Annotated in this window: 17 protein-coding genes; 13 read left to right on the top strand and 4 right to left on the bottom strand. The window is 55.2% G+C overall.

Features of this window, described 5'->3' with window-relative positions:
• Nucleotides 1–20: 20 nt before the first annotated feature.
• From fghA to BMZ91_RS17045, 3 genes are all read right to left on the bottom strand, one after another.
• Complete coding sequence (fghA, locus tag BMZ91_RS17055) at nucleotides 21–860, bottom strand: S-formylglutathione hydrolase (protein ID WP_045685332.1); 840 nt, start codon at nucleotides 858–860, stop codon at nucleotides 21–23.
• Between the two features lie 111 nt (nucleotides 861–971).
• Nucleotides 972–2,345, bottom strand: coding sequence for an NAD(P)/FAD-dependent oxidoreductase (locus tag BMZ91_RS17050; RefSeq protein ID WP_218145683.1), 1,374 nt, complete (start codon nucleotides 2,343–2,345; stop codon nucleotides 972–974).
• A gap of 237 nt (nucleotides 2,346–2,582) precedes the next feature.
• Nucleotides 2,583–3,698, bottom strand: a complete 1,116-nt coding sequence (locus tag BMZ91_RS17045; protein ID WP_218145684.1) for an S-(hydroxymethyl)glutathione dehydrogenase/class III alcohol dehydrogenase — start codon at nucleotides 3,696–3,698, stop codon at nucleotides 2,583–2,585.
• Between the two features lie 170 nt (nucleotides 3,699–3,868).
• Here BMZ91_RS17045 and BMZ91_RS17040 point away from each other — a divergent pair, with 170 nt between their 5' ends.
• The 10 genes from BMZ91_RS17040 (at nucleotide 3,869) to BMZ91_RS16995 (ending at nucleotide 11,986) form a co-directional block, all read left to right on the top strand.
• Nucleotides 3,869–4,753 carry a LysR substrate-binding domain-containing protein gene (locus BMZ91_RS17040; protein WP_045685328.1) on the top strand — a complete coding sequence of 295 codons (885 nt, stop codon included), beginning with the start codon at nucleotides 3,869–3,871 and terminating at the stop codon, nucleotides 4,751–4,753.
• Nucleotides 4,754–4,778: 25 nt separating this feature from the next.
• Entirely contained in the window at nucleotides 4,779–5,684 is a 906-nt protein-coding gene (locus BMZ91_RS17035) for a bestrophin family protein (protein WP_045685327.1), read from the top strand.
• Between the two features lie 877 nt (nucleotides 5,685–6,561).
• Nucleotides 6,562–6,957, top strand: coding sequence for a DUF3768 domain-containing protein (locus tag BMZ91_RS17030; protein WP_092841531.1), 396 nt, complete (start codon nucleotides 6,562–6,564; stop codon nucleotides 6,955–6,957).
• A gap of 63 nt (nucleotides 6,958–7,020) precedes the next feature.
• On the top strand, nucleotides 7,021–8,859 hold the full coding sequence (locus BMZ91_RS17025) for a ParB/RepB/Spo0J family partition protein (RefSeq protein ID WP_092841453.1): 1,839 nt from the start codon (nucleotides 7,021–7,023) through the stop codon (nucleotides 8,857–8,859).
• Nucleotides 8,860–9,037: 178 nt separating this feature from the next.
• On the top strand, nucleotides 9,038–9,586 hold the full coding sequence (locus BMZ91_RS17020) for a YcbK family protein (protein ID WP_177193903.1): 549 nt from the start codon (nucleotides 9,038–9,040) through the stop codon (nucleotides 9,584–9,586).
• 142 nt (nucleotides 9,587–9,728) lie between these two features.
• Nucleotides 9,729–9,974 carry a type II toxin-antitoxin system VapB family antitoxin gene (locus BMZ91_RS17015; RefSeq protein WP_092841449.1) on the top strand — a complete coding sequence of 82 codons (246 nt, stop codon included), beginning with the start codon at nucleotides 9,729–9,731 and terminating at the stop codon, nucleotides 9,972–9,974.
• Nucleotides 9,974–10,390, top strand: a complete 417-nt coding sequence (locus tag BMZ91_RS17010) for a type II toxin-antitoxin system VapC family toxin (protein WP_092841447.1) — start codon at nucleotides 9,974–9,976, stop codon at nucleotides 10,388–10,390. Before BMZ91_RS17015 ends, BMZ91_RS17010 begins: the two co-directional genes overlap by 1 nt.
• Nucleotides 10,390–10,857 carry a hypothetical protein gene (locus BMZ91_RS17005; RefSeq protein WP_092841445.1) on the top strand — a complete coding sequence of 156 codons (468 nt, stop codon included), beginning with the start codon at nucleotides 10,390–10,392 and terminating at the stop codon, nucleotides 10,855–10,857. Before BMZ91_RS17010 ends, BMZ91_RS17005 begins: the two co-directional genes overlap by 1 nt.
• Nucleotides 10,858–11,023: 166 nt before the next feature.
• Nucleotides 11,024–11,443, top strand: coding sequence for a hypothetical protein (locus BMZ91_RS17000; RefSeq protein WP_143076372.1), 420 nt, complete (start codon nucleotides 11,024–11,026; stop codon nucleotides 11,441–11,443).
• Nucleotides 11,444–11,806: 363 nt separating this feature from the next.
• Nucleotides 11,807–11,986, top strand: a complete 180-nt coding sequence (locus tag BMZ91_RS16995; protein WP_092841441.1) for a hypothetical protein — start codon at nucleotides 11,807–11,809, stop codon at nucleotides 11,984–11,986.
• Between the two features lie 50 nt (nucleotides 11,987–12,036).
• Here BMZ91_RS16995 and BMZ91_RS16990 read toward each other — a convergent pair whose 3' ends face one another.
• Nucleotides 12,037–12,600, bottom strand: coding sequence for a thermonuclease family protein (locus tag BMZ91_RS16990; RefSeq protein ID WP_092841439.1), 564 nt, complete (start codon nucleotides 12,598–12,600; stop codon nucleotides 12,037–12,039).
• A gap of 376 nt (nucleotides 12,601–12,976) precedes the next feature.
• On the opposite strand from BMZ91_RS16990, the gene BMZ91_RS16985 reads away from it, so the two are divergent.
• From BMZ91_RS16985 to BMZ91_RS16975, 3 genes are all read left to right on the top strand, one after another.
• Nucleotides 12,977–13,327, top strand: a complete 351-nt coding sequence (locus BMZ91_RS16985; protein WP_092841437.1) for a single-stranded DNA-binding protein — start codon at nucleotides 12,977–12,979, stop codon at nucleotides 13,325–13,327.
• Nucleotides 13,328–13,524: 197 nt separating this feature from the next.
• Nucleotides 13,525–13,893 (top strand): TSCPD domain-containing protein, encoded by a 369-nt coding sequence (locus BMZ91_RS16980; RefSeq protein WP_092841435.1) that lies wholly within the window; start codon nucleotides 13,525–13,527, stop codon nucleotides 13,891–13,893.
• A gap of 87 nt (nucleotides 13,894–13,980) precedes the next feature.
• Nucleotides 13,981–14,925 (top strand): hypothetical protein, encoded by a 945-nt coding sequence (locus tag BMZ91_RS16975; RefSeq protein WP_092841433.1) that lies wholly within the window; start codon nucleotides 13,981–13,983, stop codon nucleotides 14,923–14,925.
• Nucleotides 14,926–15,261 lie beyond the last annotated feature (336 nt).

Genomic DNA, 15,261 nt, shown 5'->3' with positions numbered 1-15,261 from the left:
GATAGAAATACTGCCCCGATTTACGTGCTCAAATGCTTTGCGTGGAAGCGCAGGTGGTCTTCGATAAAGCTCGCAATGAAGTAATAGCTGTGATCGTAGCCCTCTCGCCTGTTCAGCGTTAAAGGATAGCCGCTGGTCTTTGACGCAGTTTCCAGCGTTTCGGGCTGGAGTTGCTCAACAAGAAACTTGTCCGCCTCGCCCTGATCCACCAGCGCTGGAACCGCGCCTTGTGCTTTTCGCATCAAGATGCTGGCGTCATAATCCGACCAAGAGCTCTGATCCTTGCCCAAATATGCGGTAAAGGCTTTCTGCCCCCAAGGCGCGTTGACCGGGTTGCCGATCGGGCTAAACGCCGAGACGGATCTGAACCGCTCTGGATTGCGTAGCGCCAGCACCAGCGCGCCATGTCCGCCCATGGAATGGCCGGAGATCGAGCGTTCAGCGGTAACTGGAAAGGTCTCTTGAATCAGATCCGGCAGTTCATTCAGCACATAGTCATACATCCGATAGTGGCGGTTCCAAGGTGCCTGCGTCGCGTTAACGTAGAACCCCGCACCCTGACCAAGGTCATAGCCCTCATCATCTGCGACATCCGCGCCGCGCGGGCTGGTGTCGGGGGCGACAATCGCGATCCCAAGTTCTGCAGCCATCCGCTGTGCCGCGGCTTTCTGCATGAAGTTCTCGTCGGTACAGGTTAACCCGGAGAGCCAATAAAGTACCGGCACTTTCTGCCCATTGGCGGTCTGCGGTGGGAGGTAAATTGCGAACCGCATGTCGCAGCTTAGCGTGGATGATTGATGGATATAGTGCTTGGTCCAGCCCCCAAAGCCCTTGTTAGCGCTTGTGATTTCAAGTGACATATCGTTTCTTTCTTTCGAATATTGAAGTCGATCCGCAGTGGCCGAGAGTGCCTTTGCGAAGTATTGAAGGCCCGGATCGCGCTTTAGTGGCACCGGGCCAATTGGGATCTGCTACATACTCACGGGAGTGCTAAGCTTATGCGTAGATTGTGTGGCGTCAGGTGAAGTCAGGATCCGCGCCGCTCGGCCGCGGGTGACCCAGGCCCAAGTCCAGTTGAGATAGACCGCGCCACGGCTGCGGAAATCAATTAGCAGCATAAGGTGCACGAGCGACCAAGCAAGCCATGCCGGAAAACCGTTTAGACGAATCCAGCCGAAGTCGGCCACCGCCTTGGCGCGGCCAATTACTGCCATGGTGCCCCAGTTACGGTAACGGAAAGCGCGTGGCGCGCTCCGCCGCTTGATCCGCGCGGCAATCACCTTTGCGACATATCGGCCCTGCTGTTTGGCGACGGGGGCGAGACCCGGCAGGGTGTTACCATCAGAGCCAGTATAGCTGGCCAGATCACCGATTGCGAAGATCTCGGGGTGATTGGCAATTGCGCAATCTGGACCTACGATGATCGCTTTGTTGCGAGCTGTTGCCGCGCCTATCCACGCCCCAGCCGGACGTGCTTGGGTGCCAGCACACCAGATGACATTGGCGCTGGCAATAGGTGAACCGTCTACAACCAGTCCATGCGCATCGATATGTTCAACCGCCTTGCCAAGCAGCACTTCAACGCCAAGTTCTCGGAGGGCTTCCAGTGCCACCTGTGACTGGCTGTTGCGGCAAGCACCGAGCAGGGTTGAACCAGCCTCTACCAGCAGGATGCGGACGTCCTCCTCGCTGATCCGGCGGAAATTGCCGGAGAGTGCGGTGCGTGCCAATTCGGCAATCGCACCGGCCATCTCGATTCCAGTCGGGCCACCGCCGACCAGGGCGAAAGTTAAGAGGCGGCGGATCTCTTCAGGATCATCACAGCGCTCGGCTACTTCGAACGCTGCGAGCAATCGCGCACGGATATGCAATGCATCATCGATAGATTTTAGCACCGGCGCATGGGCCGCCCAGGCGTCATTTCCGAAAAAGCTGTATTCGGCACCCGTGGCCAGAATCAGGAAATCATAGTGAATACTACCACTGTTCCGAGCTGTGACTTGGCGCTGTGCTGCATCGATTCCGGTGACCTCATCCATCACTACTGAGACGTTGGAAGTTTTGGAGAACATTACGCGGGTCGCCGAAGCAATATCGGCCGGAGAAAGTGCTGCAGTCGCCACCTGATAGAGCAGGGGTTGAAACAGATGGTGATTGCTGCGGTCGATCAAAAACACATCAGCTTCGGTTTTTTCCAAAGCTTTGGCCGCAGCAAGGCCACCGAAGCCGCCGCCAATAATGACCACGCGGGGCCGTTTGACCACCTGGTTAGCAGATAGGTTTTGATTTGCCGCTTCGCGCCCACTTTCAAAGGTATCGTTCATTTTGGTGAATGCTTGGTTCATGTTTTTCATTCCAGAATGGTTTTAGGAGCCGCGTCTGCACAGCAGGTGCAGCGGCATACCGATGAGGGGGTCGACAAATAGAATCAAACTGAGCACATATAGCCAAAGAAAGGGTCAATGGCGCGTTCAAGGCTTGGACACTTGCAATACCGGCGCAGGCGCTTGCGCAGCGGCAGTGCCCCGGCCAGAGCCGGTGGAACGGCGCGCAGGTCTACGCAGCCGTTCCACCGGTTTCGCTTACTTGTCGAAGTGGATCACAGTGCGAATGCTTTCGCCTGCATGCATCAGCTCGAAGGCTTTGTTGATGTCCTCAAGCCCCATGGTGTGGGTGATAAAGTCATTCAGCTTGAATTCACCCTTCAGGTAACGCTCGACGTAGTCAGGCAACTCGGACCGACCTTTAACACCGCCGAAAGCAGAGCCGCGCCAGACGCGACCCGTCACCAGCTGGAACGGACGGGTGGAGATTTCCTGCCCCGCGCCGGCCACGCCGATGACCACGGATTCACCCCAGCCCTTGTGGCAACATTCAAGCGCCGAGCGCATGACATTGACGTTGCCGATACATTCGAACGAATAATCAACGCCGCCATCCGTCATCTCGACGATCACGTCCTGAATGGGCCGATCATGGTCCTTTGGGTTGACGAAATCTGTCGCGCCCAGTTTGCGGGCCAGTTCAAATTTGCTCTCGTTGATGTCAATCACGATAATCCGGCTGGCCTTGGCCATCGTGGCACCAATCACGGCAGACAGGCCGATCCCGCCCATGCCGAAGATCGCGACAGTCGCACCTTCTTCGACCTTGGCGGTGTTCATCACCGCTCCCATGCCGGTGGTGACGCCGCACCCCAGCAGGCAGACTTCTTCCAACGGGGCTTCTGGGTTCACTTTGGCCAAGGAAATCTCGGGCAGCACAGTGTACTCAGAAAACGTCGAGCAGCCCATGTAGTGCAGAATCGGCTGGCCGTCCTTGAAGAACCGTGTGGTGCCGTCGGGCATCAGGCCCTTACCTTGGGTTTCGCGGATCTTTTGGCACAGGTTGGTTTTGCCGGATTTGCAGAACTTACACTCACCACATTCCGGCGTGTAAAGCGGGATCACATGGTCGCCCACGGCAACGCTGGTGACACCCTCGCCAATGGATTCCACAATGCCGCCGCCTTCATGGCCGAGGACAACCGGAAACAGTCCCTCGGGATCATCACCCGACAGAGTAAACGCATCCGTGTGGCAAACGCCGGACGCGATGATGCGCACGCGCACTTCGCCTTTTTGCGGGGGCATCACGTCGATCTCTTCAATCGAGAGCGGCTGGTTAGCAGCCCATGCGACTGCGGCTTTGGATTTGATCATTTCTGTCATGGCAACTCGCTTTGCTTTGAATTGGTGTGAACCCGCACGTCCAGCGGTGATAAAGGCAACATATACTATTTGCCCGCTGCGACAATCATAAATATTTGCAATTCTCTATTACGACAGCGTAACAATGGCGGGCAAGATTATGGAGAATGGAGGCGTGAATGTTCGCTTGGGAAGGCGTGTCCGAGTTTGTCGCGGTCGCGGAAACGGCAAGCTTTACCGCCGCCGCCACCCGATTGGGGATCTCGACAGCGCAGGTCAGCCGTCAGATTGGCGCGCTGGAGCTACGACTGGCAGTTAAACTCTTTTATCGCACCACCCGAAAGGTCACGATCACCGACGCGGGGCAGATCTATTACAATCACTGCCGACAGGTTCTTGACGGGCTGGAAGAGGCCGAGCGCGCCATCTCGGACCTGCATCAAACGCCCAAAGGAAAGCTGAACCTGACCGCCCCGGTGACCTACGGCGAAAACCACATCGCGCCGCTGGTCAACGATTTTGTCAGCCGCTATCCCGAGCTTGAGGTCAACTTGACCCTGACCAACAAGATGCTCGATCTGGTCGCGGAGAGCTATGATCTCGCGATCCGTCTCGGCGCATTGGAAGACAGCACCATGATGGCAAAAAGATTGGCGTCGCGTACCCATTACGTCTGCGCCGCGCCCGATTATCTGGCAGTGCATGGGGTGCCGCATACCCTGTCAGAGCTGGAAAAACACAATTGTCTGCAAGGCACGCTGGGCTATTGGCGTTTTCAAGAACGCGGTAAGACCCGCCATATCCGAGTTAAGGGGAATATCAGTTGCAATAGCGGCTGGGCGCTGGTCGACGCGGCACGCAAGAGCATCGGTATCATTCAACTGCCCGATTATTACGTTCAGGCCGATCTGGAGACGGGGCGGCTGGTCTCTGTGCTTGACCCCTATCGCGCGCCGGATGATGGCATATGGGCAATCTATCCTCAGAACCGCCACCTGTCGCCCAAGGTGCGTTTGCTGTTGGACCATCTTGACCAAGGGTTAGGCACAAATAGCCCTGTATAAGCCTGCATTCGAAGAGAGAAATCAGATGATCGTTAGAGACCACCCGACTGCGCTGCAGCTATTCTTTGTCATGCAAGGGTCGATTGTGCCAAAAATCATCGGCAGGATCTTCGGCGTCGCGCTGTTGTCTGTGATTGTTCTTTTGGTCGATCAACACATCCAGACGCTGCCGCATATTTCAATTGGTGCGATGGGGATATTTGGCGTCGCGTTGTCGCTGTTTCTGGGGTTTCGCAACAACGCGGCCTATGACCGCTGGTGGGAGGCTCGCAAACTTTGGGGCTCGATGATCGCCGACGTGCGCAATCTGGGGCGGCATATGTGCGTTTTCGTCGGCAAGGGCGAAGACCGCGCGGGGTTCTTGTCCTGCGCCGTCGCCTTTGCCCATCTGCACCGGGGTTTCCTGCGGGGCGTGGATGTGAGGGCGGATATTGCGGGCTGGGTCGGCGAAGATAAAGCCGACGCGATGATTGCACGGAAAAATCCCGCCGATGCAGCGTTGCGGGCGATGGCCGAACAGATTGGCACCCTGGTTGAAAAAGAGGCGGTCAGCGGCTTTGGCCAAATGACCATCTCGCACACCTTGTCGTCCTTGGCGCTGGCACAAGCGGGATGTGAGCGCATTGTGACAACGCCGCTGCCCTTCGTTTATTCATTGCTGGTGCGCCGAACCACCTATCTTTATTGCTGGCTCCTGCCGTTCGCATTGATCGAAGCCACAAGCTGGTTTGCCCCAATTTTCACGGCCATCGTCGCCTATGTTTTTTTTGGTCTTCAAGCAGTGACCAACGAGCTGGAGCTGCCATTCCGCAATGTTGAGAACGGGCTGCCCTTGGATACGATGTGCCGGGTGATTGAAATCTCGGTCTGCGAAGCGCTGGACCGTACGCCGCCTGCCGCCCTGTCCCCGAAAAATCATATTTTGACTTAGATTTGGGACGAACGCACTGTTTGCAGAATGTGTGGTTCGCACCTAAATCATCCATACGATAGAAGTTCTCTATTGCACGAGTTATTGAGCAAGCTTGCAGCGAAGGTCAGCCTGGCGCTGGACAACTTAGGTCCCTGTGAGTTCGAAACGGCAAGGATTGAAAGGCAGCTTTCTATAGATGAAAGCCTCTGGATGCATCCGCAGCTAAGGTCCGGAATCCGCCCGGCCTGCAGGTGAGGCGATCCGATGCGGGTGCAGAACGAATGTCCATTTTAGTGCTGGCAGCCGCCATTGCCAGCAATGCTACGAACGATAACTTCTCCCGGAACTTACCAGTACATGCGCTGTGCAGCGAAGGTCAGCTCACCATCGCCCGTCCCTACAGAACAAATGTCTAAAATGGACAAGAACGGCTCAAAAATTCAACCACTTACACGTTGCTTGTTGGGCATAGTTCAATTGGGGCGGGGCTTACCGCCTCTTATTATATGATTCCGCCCCCAGCCGGATTCGACCCTCAGGGCGGATCGAAACAGCAATGCTACGCTTTCGCGACGGGCCGGTGGCCCTGAGTCTTTGTTGGTCGCTTGGGGTTCGGGCAAGCCGAACGCCGCTGCACGACGTCTCGGGGACCGCCGGTCCCCCAATGCAACCCCGAAATACTGCGCCCAAAGGGGTGTCCCCACCAACGGTCCCTAAGGGCTGCGTTGCCGGGTGATCCCCCTCCCCTTTGGGCTGGATTTCAGCATTGCATCGGTTCCCCCCTGCTCTCGGCGAGGGCCAAGGTTTCAGGAGAGGCACCGCTTCGCGGTCCTTCCAGAACCCTTGTCCGATTTTGGGAAACACCAGAACGGACCACACCACAAAGGAACACGATATGAACAATGCGCTTTCAATTCCCGAAGAAGACTTTGAGGCGGCGGAAAAGGCCAAGCTGATCGCGGAACACAATGACCGTTTTCGCAATACATGGGGGGCGGATTTTACGATCCCCGGCCAGATCGTCATGACGCGAGCAGTGGCAGCATTGAGCCCTGCTTGGATGGTACGACTGATGCAGGCAATCCAGCAGTTTTCCGACTTTACCGAAGATAACGACCCTTATGGGGATCACAGTTTTGGTGCGGTGGAAATCACCGTAGGCGGCGAGACCAAGACCATTTGGTTCAAGATCGACCTTTACGATTTGAACCTTGAATATGGAGCCGAAGACCCAACCGACTTGGAGCAAACCAAGCGGGTCATGACGGTTCTTTTTCCCTCTGACTACTGAAAATCAAGAGCGCCCGACGAAGGGCGTTCCCCCCAAACCCATCACCATATCAAGGATAGAAAAATGACTGACCAAAGAACAATCCCGCAGATCACCGAAACCGTAGCGTTTGCTGATCTTTATGTTTCTCCTTTGAACCCGCGCACAGTGGTTTCCGAAGGTGAAATCGCATCGCTGGCCGAGAACATCAAAATCGCTGGCCTGATCCATAACCTTGCAGGGTTCCGCCATGACGGTACCGATGGCGTTGGTGTTGTTGCTGGCGGGCGGCGTTACCGCGCCCTTGCTTTGTTGCAGGACGATCCGCGCTTTCAGAACGTGCAGGTTCAGATTGCAGCCGATGAAGATACCGCAAAACTCTGGGCGACCAGTGAGAACGCACAACGCCAAGACCTTCACCCTGCCGATGAAATCCGCGACTACGGCGCATTGGAGAAGACAGGTTTGACCGCAGGACAGATCGCCGTGGCATATGGCGTGACCGAAAAGAAGGTCTATCGCCGCTTGGCAATGGCAGGGTTGCACACGGATGTTTTGGATGCGTTGAAGGCCAGCGAAATCAGCATGTCCCAAGCCAAGGCGTTCACGATTAGCAATGACGAAAAGCTGACCCTTGAAGTGCTGGAGCGCGTGAAAGCGAACGGCACGAAGGGTTGGGGCGCAATGTCCGATTATCAGATCAAGGAAGGCTTGAAGCCTGATCACGTCAAAGGCAGTGACCGTCGCGCTGTTTTTGTTGGCGTTGAGGACTACAAAGCCGCAGGTGGCCGTGTCGGCGGCGACCTGTTTGAAGATGAAACGATCTTTGACGATCCCGCGATTTTGCAGGAGTGCTTTGAGGCGAAACTTGCCAGCACCGCCGCGCAGATCGCGACAGACAACGGATGGACTTGGGGCGAGGGTATCACGGACGATTATGTCTATAGCGATACGATCAATCGTATGAAGATGGCGCGGGTCTACAAGGTCGAAGGTGTTTTGACCGAGGAAGAAAGTGACCGCTACGACGAGTTGGGCGAACTGGTAAACGGTGACGCTTGCGATGAAGCTGGAACGGCTGAATTTCTGGAACTGCAGGCAAAGGCCGATGGGGGCTTCACAGCAGAGCAGCATGCCCATGCAGGCGTTGTGATCTACGTTGACCACAGCGGAGATGTAGAGGTGATTGAAGGGCTTGTGCGGCAAGAAGATCAAGAGGCAGCTATCGCAGCGGGCGTCTTGAAGAAATCGGCGCATAAAGAGACACCGAAGAAGTCACCCATTTCTGCGAAGTTGCAGGAAGACCTTGACCGGATCGTCATTGGTGCACGTCAGAACGCGCTACTGGACGACCCGACCCTTGCGCTTGATCTATTGGCTTTCCAGTTGACCCAATCGAAGGGATGGCAGCGCATCCATGCTTATGATGTGTCCCTGCCCTATCTGGCGAACGTGCCAGAGTGTGAGACAGGTTACACGCGGGACAAGCGGCTGACGTTGCCCGAACCGGTTGAGAGCAAGGGCAGCAAAGCCGAGGACTTCACCGCATTCCGCAAGCGCGGCCATAAGAAGTGCATGGATATGCTTGTGCGGACCCTGATCGGCCAGCTTTCAATTTCACATGCCGATCTTGGCGAGTTGATTGACGAGAAAACGAAGAAGGTCACGCGAGAACACTTCACGCCGACCGCAGAGAACTTCTTTAGCCGTGTTGGTGGCCCTTACATGATCGCATTGTGGAACGAATTGTTGGACCTAACGGACAGCCACGATGCCGCCAAAACATTCGCGGGCCTGAAAAAGGGCGAGAAGGCCGCGAAGCTGGAAAAGCTATTTGGCGACGAAGCAACACGCAAGGCCCTTGGCGTCACAGAGACCCAAGAAGCCCGCATCGCAGCATGGTTGCCCGAAGGCATGGTTTGAAGCACGGAGCGGGGCGCACAAGCGCCCTGCCCCCCTCCCCCTTGAGAAACCAAGACACTCGTTAACTCACGGCTCTCTTGTGTATCGGCAATATGGCAATGCAGTGACGATATTGTAATATTGTTTTATTGCGTTTACACATACGATGATCCCCACCGTTTGGGAAATGGACATAGCAATGCAATCGAAAAGAGAGTTCATAAAGTCAGCCGTGATGGCATCCATGCTGCTTGCGGCACCGGCTATTTGTATTGCTCAAGATACCCCTTGGGCAGAAATTGGCTATGATCGTATCTTGGTTGCGAACACCAATGGGGACAGGCTGGCCGTGCGTTTCCGCACCGGCCAGCGATATGACAACAGTAACCTTCAACAGCTGAATTGGCTGTGGCGCGACTGGCGTGCAGGCGGTGCGCACCGCCAGATTGACCCACTGTTGTTTGGCGATCTGACGTTGATCCAAACGCGTATGTCGCTCGATTTTGCAGAACCCAAACTGATACTGGTCAATTCAGGGTTCCGCACTGCCAGCCGCAACGCAACCATCGAAGGCGCAGCCCGCAATTCGCAACACGTCCAAGGCCGAGCATGTGACTTCAACATGGTTGGCGTCAGCCCTGCCCTCGTTGTTGGCTACGCCGAGTCCTATGGGGTTCATGGCCTAGGCCGCTACGCCGATTTTACCCACATTGATGTTGGTCCAGAGGGGCGGCGTTGGAGTGGATAGACAGTTTCCTTGTGGTGAGGATGCACCTGGCCCCGTTTGCAGTTACTATTTTGCAGCGGGGCCGTTTTTCGGTATATCCTTTTAGTATTGCCAGAATATCCTATGTGGGATATACTCATGCCAAAGAAAGGATATACCTATCATGCCCCTCTACATCAAAGACGACAGCGTGGACGACTTGGCTATCAAGTATCAGAAATTGTCTGGCGCAGATTCTAAGACCGCAGCCGTGCGCAAAGCCCTGCTTGAAGGTTTGGCTTCCATCCAGCGCAAGGTTCCCTTGATGGAGAAGATTGCCGCCGTGCAAGCCAAAGCTGACGAAATCGGTCCCGTTGATCCCGACTTCGACCAGAAGGCTTTTGCTGACGATATTTGGAGCGACCAGTAATGTTTGTTGATGCGTCCGTAGTCGTTGCGATCATCAATCGTGAAGCTGGCTTTGAGGAAATCGTAAAGCGCATGGAGGCCCACAACGGCAAATTTGATGTATCGCCGTTGGTCAAGTTTGAGGCCGTTGCTGCGGTGGCCCGTTCCCGAAGTGGAAAGGTGCGTCCGACACCAGAACAGTTTGAAGCGGCTGGCACTGTTGTCGAAACCTTTTTCCATAGCATCAATGCAAACGAAATCACGATCACAGGCACCATCGGCGACAAAGCCTTGGCGGTCGCAGCCTGCTACGGCAAGTTTGTCGGCCATGAAGCTGATCTGAATTTTGGCGATTGCTTTGCCTACGCCTGCGCAAAAGCGTTCAACAGTCCGTTGCTCTACAAGGGCGATGATTTTGCAAAAACGGATATGGCGTAATGACAAAGAGTGCATTTTTTCTACGTGATCCAGAGTCGGAAATGACCTACAAAATGCCACTATCCAGCTCTATGGCGATCTATAGGGGCGAGGTCGGTTATGCCGAACTGTCAGGCAAGATCATGCAGGCGGTGACTGCCCTCATTTACGATAACGGGGATATTGCGTGGCAGAACGGATCACTTTGGCGCTTTGATAGCGACGGGTTGGTTGACCAAGAGTACGTCCGCGCCACGGCAGATGCAGTCATTGAGAAAGCGTTTGACGCTGATCCATACGATCCAGCGAAAGACGCCGAGTGGAAAATGCGATTGCGACGAGCAGACGTTAATCGTGACATGATGATACAGCCTGAAAACAGCGAGTTACGGGCGCGGCTTGAAAACTATCTCAGCAACGGCACCAAACACCCCCACATCAAGACCGCACGCGGGCTTACGAAGGTATTTTTGGAGGACCAAACATGAGTGTTGAATATGACCGCTTCATGAAGGCTGCACTGGTTCAGCTGGCGTCCCCTGAGATCGAGACCAGTGATAGATAACCCCACCACGATCTATGGGCGCTTCCTGTTATGGGTCTACATCCAAGGCCACGGAGGCCGCACCTTGCCAAGATGGTTCAGGCGCATGTTTGCACGATCCCAGATTCATCAAGCCTGGCTCTCTGGCCGCGACGGAAATTTCTGGCAGCATGGCATTCGGTTTGGCCCAGCCAACCCTTATGGCGAATACCGGGCGGCAGTTGATGCAGATCTGGATGAAATTATGCGGTGGGATGAAGTTGATGAAAGGTAACGCTGTCGCAGCAACCATCATTGTCACCGCCGTCGCCAGTGTTTTGGGATATACCTGCGCAACCGCATATCTGACCTTCCGCGACTACGGTTACACTGCCGCTGTCGATTGGACATGGTTGGCCCTCAGCTATTTCCCGGTGCGCACCGTCCGACCGGATGATTTCTGGCTTGCAACCATGATCATCGGTGGCTTTGCCTGCGTCGGTTTGATTTTCGCAGCTGTAACTGTGCGTCGTTCCCGATACGAAGGGTGACTGTTTGCCCGACATCCTCAGGGCGATGCCCCGTGGACACGGGCCTGCGTTGTTCACGCAGAAGTCGCGCCCCCCGGCGCTCCATCCCCACCCACTTGTTGCACCAAGCACGAACAATGCAGATCGTGTCTGGCTGTTAACCTGGCCGCGCCTTGCGCGGGACAGGGCCAGACTACACCACCCCACACGGTCTTTGCATTATCCCACACCCGTAAAGGACTTCGCCGCGCCAAAGAGGGCCCAGCTCGCACGCGGCCTTGCAGGCCGTCCTTGACGTGGCGTGTCCAAATGCCTGCGACCGCATGGGGCAGTGATTTCATTGCTTTTTGACGGTTTTTCACCTATATCACCGAGGAACTCATCATGAGCGAGAATATGACCGAAACACAGTTTGACACATTGATGAAGCGTCTTGATCACATCGAGAGCAACATGGTCAGGAAGTCCGACGTTTTTCAATCGGTCATGACGGTGCAAGGTTTCACCTTTGCTATCGTCGTGGGCGTCATCGTTGTTCTAAACTCACTGGTCGGCTTTGGCTGACACGAGAGCGGCCCTTCCGGGCCGCTTTTCTGCGTTTCCCGCATGCATCACTACCCACACCATCCCAAGCGCCTGCCGCCCTCATAAGGCCGTGCAAGCCCTTCGCGGACCAAAATATCTGCGATATCTTCGCCCCCGATAAAGAGCCGCGCCAATCCCCGATCGAAGCGGTCACGCCCCGGCAATCGGATCACCTCTACGACACGTCCGGACGCCATCAACCCGCGCAATCGCGCAGTTGCGGCCTGTCCTAAGGCCAGCTCGTAGTCGCAGCCCGGTTCATACGTCTCTGGCGTGTCCAGGCCGACGAGACGCCAGCTATCGCCATCCATGCGGATTGTGTCTCCATCAACGACATAGACCGTCGCAAGATTGATCGTTTCAGCGTCCACCTGCCCTGCAATGAGCGCCAACGCCATTCCAGCCTGTAATGCCCAACAGGAGAGCAGCGGCCGGTTGCCCCACATCGAGTTGTAGAGCCACGTTGCTGTTTCTCTGAGGTGCGTTCCGCTTCTGTTGTCTGTGTCAGCTATGATCATACCATCTTGCCAAACAAGGTTATCCCTCTGCCAAACCATGCCACAAACATGGCTCAATCGGGAGGGGGTTTTCATCCATTTCCGTCCGTGTCGAAGATCCCCATCACGTTCCGCGTTTGCCAGTACCGTTGCTGTCTTTGCTGTATTCTGTGTTGATCACGCTTGCACAGTCACCAACATCCTCGGTCTTACCCGGCCCTTCCAAAAACTGAACGCGACGGTTCTCAAGTGTCCCCTTGGACGTGTTTCTCAAACGGAACTTCACTTAGTTTTCTCTTAGCGACCGGCTCCGGCTACGCCTTTACCTTCAAACAAAAAAACGGTTTCCATCCGAATTAGAATAATTTACAATATTATAATATCGTTCGGACCCTCCGCTTTTTGGTTTGATCGCATCGAATACACGCTTGACCGTTTTTTATCGAAACACTCTCACCAAGGAGACACCACAATGAGAACCTTTGCAGAATTTCAGATCATGGGCCGCGTAGGTAAGACCAAAGACGTTGGCAACACCCTTCGGGTCACAGTTGCCGCCGAATACGGTCGCAAAGACAACAACGGCGACTTTCAGCCAAACGCCTACTGGAACGAAGTGACTATCTTCAACGAGAACGTCATCAAGTGGGTGAAAGAAAACACCCAACCCGGTGATTTGGTCCACGTTCGCGGAACGCTCCGCCAAACAAGCTGGGAAAACAGCTCCGGTGGCACCGAATACGGCATGACCCTTGCGGCTGACGACTTCGATAACATGAGCCAGGATGAACGCCGCCGCGCAGCGAAAAAGCAAGAGGGCTAACGCCCTCGGTGGGCCTTCCGGCCCACCACCGCCCCCACGGGCTTGTCAGTCGGCTGGACGTTTTCGGTCGCAGATAACGGGAATAAGGATTGGACGTTTCCGGTCGGCCCTCTCACCAAAGGATCCTTCCCGGCGACAAAAACCCAAAGGGTTTTTCCAGCCGGATAGCCGGGAAGGTCATCTCAGAGGACAAGCCGATGGAATACAAAGACACGCCTGATCCACGTCACAACCTGCCATCAAGGCGGCTCACCGAGACTCGCAAAATCACAACGCAAGACGGTCATAATATACACCTGTCGGTCGGATATGATCCAAAGGAAAATGGGCGGCCCCGCGAAGTCTTCTACTCCGCGGGCTTCAAATCCGGGTCGCAGCTTGAATTTCAGGTTCAAGACGCCTGCGTGATGTTCTCGCTTCTTTTGCAACACGGCCTGCGGCCAGAAGACGTTGCAAAATCGCTGTCACGATCCGAGCAGCCAGATGGTGCTATGACCTATGCCAGCATTGTCGGCTTGATCGTGGCTGAATTAATCCAAACTGAGACCGTTGCCCCTAACGACTGACCATTGTATGCTCTGTCTACCCTCGGTGGTCTTAACCGCCGTGTCTGGTTTCAAATCCAAAGCGCCGCTTAAATTCAAGGACCAACCATGCCTGAAATCTCGATTCCCGACTATCCGTTCAAACTGCCAAACGAAGCGTCGACGCTCATTTCGCGGTTTGGATTTTCCCAAAAAGAAGCGTCTGTTTTCTACGGTGTCCGCCTCGATACCATCAAAAAATGGATCAGCGGGAAGATGGCGATGCCCGACGATCTTGTCATTGAAAGCTACAACAAGCTGGCCCGATTGCAGGACTTCGCGGCACTTGTGGCTGCGGCTTACAATGATCTGGCCGTTGAAGATGACGGTGAACACATGGCCCATCAATACATCAGCCTGCCTACTGTTACGCAGATGCGGCGCGGCTTCATGCCGGTCTCAAAGGGCTTCTACGAAAGCCTTTTCGCCGACATAGCCGCTCACGCTTATAGTTCAGGTCCGGATGACTTCTGCTACGTTGTCCCCGAAGCGCCAGACGAAGAGATTGGCAAAACCAATTTCTGGATTCATCTTTGGGTACAGCACGATATGCAGATGGAGCTTTGCATCGAGCGCGAGGGCAGCGTTGCACGGTTTGATGTTGATTTTTACACCTTCCTAAAGAGTGAATTGACCAGCTGGAAAAATGTTCAATGCACGTTTTCCGGCGGAAGCGATTTGCACCCTCACCCCGACGAAGTTTGTCTCGATATTCCTTATTCCCCAGATTGGTATGGCGAAGCCCATGACCTCACAGATGAAGAAGTTGCCTTAGCTGGGACTTCAGTTCGGATCGCCATTTCCATCACCGGCAGCGACACTTTTGATGATATTGCAGGCGATGAACAACGATTTATCCAGTTGGTCGAAGATGATGAAATTCGCCCAATGATGGAGGCGCATGAAGGCCCAGAAGACGCCGATCTGTGCGCAACAAATGAAAATTTGGCGTTGATCCTGCGAGAAGTCTTCGGGTCACGCAAAGCGTTGCTGGCAAAAGCTGCACATCAGTAGAGGTTAGGCCCATGCCCCGCCCTGCCTGGCGGGCCACCGCGCCCTAGTTTCAGCCGACAGGCGGCTTCCACCAGAACACCACGTCCCGATGCGTGCTGATGCAATAGGATGGGGCCCGTCTCTTACAGAGCCAGGCGCCACCTTTCCATCATGCCCGCCCTGGGCCGCGCCGATCTGCCCTTCGGGTGACGGTCGTTCGCTTCGCCTTGTGCATCGGATCTCGCCCGATCCGGTTTTTCTAGTCGCTTGGGGTTCGGGCAAGCCGAACGCCGCTGCACGACGTCTCGGGGACCGCCGGTCCCCCAATGCAACCCCGAAATACTGCGCCCAAAGGGG

Source organism: Roseovarius lutimaris (assembly GCF_900115165.1).
In the GTDB taxonomy this organism is placed as follows: domain Bacteria; phylum Pseudomonadota; class Alphaproteobacteria; order Rhodobacterales; family Rhodobacteraceae; genus Roseovarius; species Roseovarius lutimaris.
Note: the sequence above shows the minus strand (reverse complement) of the source record. Positions and strands in the feature narration are given on the sequence as shown.

What these genes read in the sequence shown, in the direction of transcription:
- fghA (WP_045685332.1), bottom strand. Translation starts at nt 860, where the DNA reads ATGTCACTTGAAATCACAAGCGCTAACAAGGGCTTTGGGGGCTGGACC.
- BMZ91_RS17050 (WP_218145683.1), bottom strand. Translation starts at nt 2,345, where the DNA reads ATGAACCAAGCATTCACCAAAATGAACGATACCTTTGAAAGTGGGCGC.
- BMZ91_RS17040 (WP_045685328.1), top strand. Translation starts at nt 3,869, where the DNA reads ATGTTCGCTTGGGAAGGCGTGTCCGAGTTTGTCGCGGTCGCGGAAACG.
- BMZ91_RS17035 (WP_045685327.1), top strand. Translation starts at nt 4,779, where the DNA reads ATGATCGTTAGAGACCACCCGACTGCGCTGCAGCTATTCTTTGTCATG.
- BMZ91_RS17030 (WP_092841531.1), top strand. Translation starts at nt 6,562, where the DNA reads ATGAACAATGCGCTTTCAATTCCCGAAGAAGACTTTGAGGCGGCGGAA.
- BMZ91_RS17025 (WP_092841453.1), top strand. Translation starts at nt 7,021, where the DNA reads ATGACTGACCAAAGAACAATCCCGCAGATCACCGAAACCGTAGCGTTT.
- BMZ91_RS17020 (WP_177193903.1), top strand. Translation starts at nt 9,038, where the DNA reads ATGCAATCGAAAAGAGAGTTCATAAAGTCAGCCGTGATGGCATCCATG.
- BMZ91_RS17015 (WP_092841449.1), top strand. Translation starts at nt 9,729, where the DNA reads ATGCCCCTCTACATCAAAGACGACAGCGTGGACGACTTGGCTATCAAG.
- BMZ91_RS17010 (WP_092841447.1), top strand. Translation starts at nt 9,974, where the DNA reads ATGTTTGTTGATGCGTCCGTAGTCGTTGCGATCATCAATCGTGAAGCT.
- BMZ91_RS17005 (WP_092841445.1), top strand. Translation starts at nt 10,390, where the DNA reads ATGACAAAGAGTGCATTTTTTCTACGTGATCCAGAGTCGGAAATGACC.
- BMZ91_RS16995 (WP_092841441.1), top strand. Translation starts at nt 11,807, where the DNA reads ATGAGCGAGAATATGACCGAAACACAGTTTGACACATTGATGAAGCGT.
- BMZ91_RS16990 (WP_092841439.1), bottom strand. Translation starts at nt 12,600, where the DNA reads ATGAAAACCCCCTCCCGATTGAGCCATGTTTGTGGCATGGTTTGGCAG.
- BMZ91_RS16985 (WP_092841437.1), top strand. Translation starts at nt 12,977, where the DNA reads ATGAGAACCTTTGCAGAATTTCAGATCATGGGCCGCGTAGGTAAGACC.
- BMZ91_RS16980 (WP_092841435.1), top strand. Translation starts at nt 13,525, where the DNA reads ATGGAATACAAAGACACGCCTGATCCACGTCACAACCTGCCATCAAGG.
- BMZ91_RS16975 (WP_092841433.1), top strand. Translation starts at nt 13,981, where the DNA reads ATGCCTGAAATCTCGATTCCCGACTATCCGTTCAAACTGCCAAACGAA.